Origin of the sequence: Mycobacterium sp., assembly GCF_049683355.1 — a bacterium.
In the GTDB taxonomy this organism is placed as follows: domain Bacteria; phylum Actinomycetota; class Actinomycetes; order Mycobacteriales; family Mycobacteriaceae; genus Mycobacterium.
Map to the genome: position 1 here is coordinate 1 of NZ_JBAUJB010000100.1, position 3165 is coordinate 3165.

At 70.3% G+C, this 3165-nt stretch carries 3 protein-coding genes and 1 pseudogene; 2 read left to right on the plus strand and 2 right to left on the minus strand.

Annotated elements, in window-relative coordinates:
* Positions 1-122 (minus strand): annotated as a pseudogene (locus WA944_RS06195) (DUF2017 domain-containing protein); the annotation flags it as partial.
* Between the two features lie 7 nt (positions 123-129).
* Entirely contained in the window at positions 130-444 is a 315-nt protein-coding gene (gene clpS / locus WA944_RS06200; protein ID WP_159230728.1) for an ATP-dependent Clp protease adapter ClpS, read from the minus strand.
* Between the two features lie 86 nt (positions 445-530).
* Here clpS and WA944_RS06205 point away from each other — a divergent pair, with 86 nt between their 5' ends.
* Both WA944_RS06205 and WA944_RS06210 read left to right on the plus strand, forming a co-directional pair.
* Positions 531-1853: a nicotinate phosphoribosyltransferase gene (locus WA944_RS06205; RefSeq protein WP_526646581.1), complete on the plus strand. Its 1323-nt coding sequence runs from the start codon at positions 531-533 to the stop codon at positions 1851-1853.
* A gap of 15 nt (positions 1854-1868) precedes the next feature.
* The coding region (locus WA944_RS06210) for an ATP-dependent DNA helicase (protein WP_526646579.1) at positions 1869-3165 on the plus strand (1297 nt) is incomplete at its 3' end.

The window sequence follows — 3165 nt, forward strand, 5'->3', positions numbered from 1 at the left end:
CGATCCTCGAGCATTCCGAGCAGGGAGGTCACCAGGCTGCTCAACAACTCGGCTTCGTGTGCGGCCAGCGCCGACCGCAACCGCGGGCCGTCGGCGCCCTCGACCCGCTTCCACTTACGCACAGTCTTCTCAGCGGTCCTGTTGCAGCGTTGCCCACAACCCGGCGGCGTGGAGCTTGGACACGTCGATCTCCATCGACTCCCGACTGCCCGCCGAGACCACCGCCTTGCCCTCGTTGTGAACCTGCAGCATCAGCTTGGTGGCATGCGGTTCGGAGTAGCCGAACAGCTTCTGCAACACATAGGTCACGTAGGTCATCAGATTCACCGGATCGTCCCAGACCAGCGTCACCCACGGGCTGTCGGGGGCGACCTCGTCCCGCGGGACGGTGGCGACGTCGCGTTCTTCGCGGGTTCCCGGACGGGCCTTCGCCGGCGTGACCATGCGCCCAAGAATACCGGGGCCACATCCGTGCGCCGAACCGATACGGTTGACGGGTGACTGGATCGTCCCGGGCCTCGTCTCCGGGTCTGCCGCTGGGGCTGCTGACCGACAAGTACGAACTGACGATGCTCGCCGCGGCATTGCAGGACGGTACCGCGCACCGGCGCGCCACGTTCGAGGTGTTCGCCCGGCGCCTTCCCGAGGGGCGGCGCTACGGCGTCACAGCCGGTACCGCCAGGCTCGTGGAAGCGTTGCAGGAGTTCAGGTTCGACGCCGCCACGGTGGACTCACTGGACGATTTCCTGGACACCGACACCCTCGAGTTCCTGGCCGGGTACCGGTTTCGGGGCGACATCGACGGCTACCCGGAGGGCGAGCTGTACTTCCCCGGGTCGCCGGTGCTGTCCGTTCACGGAACCTTCGCCGAATGCGTGCTGCTCGAGACGCTGGCGCTGTCGATCTTCAACCATGACACCGCCGTGGCCTCGGCCGCGGCCCGCATGGTCGGTGCCGCCGATGGCCGCCCGCTGATCGAGATGGGCTCCCGGCGCACCCACGAACACGCCGCCGTCGCAGCGGCGCGCGCGGCCCACCTCGCGGGATTCGCCGGGTCGTCGAACCTCGAGGCCAAGCGCCGCTACGGGGTGCCGGCGCTCGGGACGAGCGCGCACGCCTTCACGCTGCTGCACACCACCGACGGCGAGGGGCAGTCGCCGTCGGACTGGGAGAAGGCGGCGTTCCGCGCCCAGGTCGCTGCACTGGGTGTAGAGACGACGCTGCTCGTGGACACCTACGACATCACCGCGGGGGTCGCCAACGCCGTCGAGGTCGCGGGGCCCCGGCTGGGGGCTGTCCGTATCGACTCCGGTGACCTCGGTGTGCTGGCCCGCCAGGTACGCGAGCAGCTCGACGGTCTCGGCGCCACCGAGACCCGGATCGTGGTCTCCGGCGACCTGGATGAGTTCGCCATCGCCGCGCTTCGCGCCGATCCCGTCGACTCCTTCGGTGTCGGCACGTCGGTGGTCACCGGATCGGGCGCCCCGACCGCCAACATGGTCTACAAGCTGGTCGAAGTCGACGGCATCCCGGTCGAGAAACGCAGCAGCCACAAGGAGTCCCACGGCGGGCGCAAGTGCGCCGCCCGGGTCGCCAAGGGATCCGGGACCGTCGTCGAGGAAGTCGTGTACCCGGCCGACGAACCGCCGCCCCCCTCCCCGGGTCTGGCCTGGCGGCAGCTGACGGCACCGCTGGTGCGCGGCGGGGAGCCGGTCACCGACCTCGACCTCGAAGCTGCGCGGGAACGCGTCGGCGAGGGTCTGCACAGCCTTCCGTGGGACGGTCTGAAGCTCTCCAAAGGAGACCCGGCGATCCCGACGCGGCTGATCGCGCCGACACGGCGCGGACGCTGAGAACCGGGTCGGCGGATGCCTGAGGTCACCGAACTGCTGGCCCACGCGGTGGCCGCACTGGGCGGGACGGAACGCGCCGGGCAGATCGCCATGGCCGAGGCGGTGACCGATGCTTTCGAACGCGGTGAGCACCTCGCGGTACAGGCCGGCACCGGCACCGGAAAGTCGCTGGCCTACCTGGTGCCCGCGGTCGCGCACTCGCTGGCAGATCACCGCCCCGTGGTCGTGTCGACCGCGACCATCGCCCTGCAACGTCAGCTGGTCGACCGCGACCTGCCTCGACTAGCCGACTCGCTGGCCGGCTCACTGCCCCGCAGGCCGGAGTTCGCTCTTCTCAAGGGGCGGGGAAACTACCTGTGTCTCAACAAAATTCACAACGGCAGTCAGGCGGGCTCCGACGGCGCTCCGCCGGCACCGGAGGACCTACCGCAGGAGGAACTCTTCTCCCCCGTCGCGGCCAGCGCCCTGGGGCGCGACGTGGCGCGGCTGATCAAGTGGTCGTCGAGCACCGAGACCGGCGACCGTGACGAGCTGGCCCCCGGGGTCCCCGACCGGTCGTGGTCGCAGGTCAGCGTATCGGCTCGGGAATGCATCGGGGTGTCCCGCTGCCCGTTCGGCACCGATTGTTTCGCCGAACGCGCCCGCGACCGGGCCGGCCACGCCGATATCGTCGTCACCAACCACGCCTTGCTGGCGATCGACGCGATCGGCGAGGCCAACGTCCTGCCCGAGCACGACTTATTGATCGTCGACGAGGCCCATGAGTTGGTGGACCGGGTCACGGGCGTGGCGACCGCAGAGCTCTCGGCGGCGTCGCTGGGCATCGCGCAGCGCCGTGCGGCCCGGATAGTCGACCCCGAACTCGCACAGCGGCTGGAGGGGGCGATCGCGACGTTCTCCTCGGCGCTGTTCGACGCCCGGCCGGGCCGCATCGACGTACTCGACGAGGAGCTGGCGAATTACCTGACGGTGCTGCGGGACGCCGCGGCAGGGGCCAGGACCTCGATCGACACCGCACCCAATGACCCGAAGGCCGCCGCGGCGCGCGCCGAAGCGGCGACCGCGCTCTCCGACGTCGCCGACACCGCGTCCCGGGTCCTCAGCTCGTTTGTTCCCGCCATCCCCGACCGCTCCGACGTGGTGTGGATCGAGCAGACCGAGGACGCCCGCACCGGTGCCCGCTCGACCCTGCGGGTGGCCCCGCTGTCGGTGGCAGGCCTGTTGCGCGCCAGCCTGTTCGGCCGTTCGACGGCGGTGCTGACGTCGGCCACGCTGACCGTCGGCGGCAACTTCGACGCGATGGCCTCGGCGT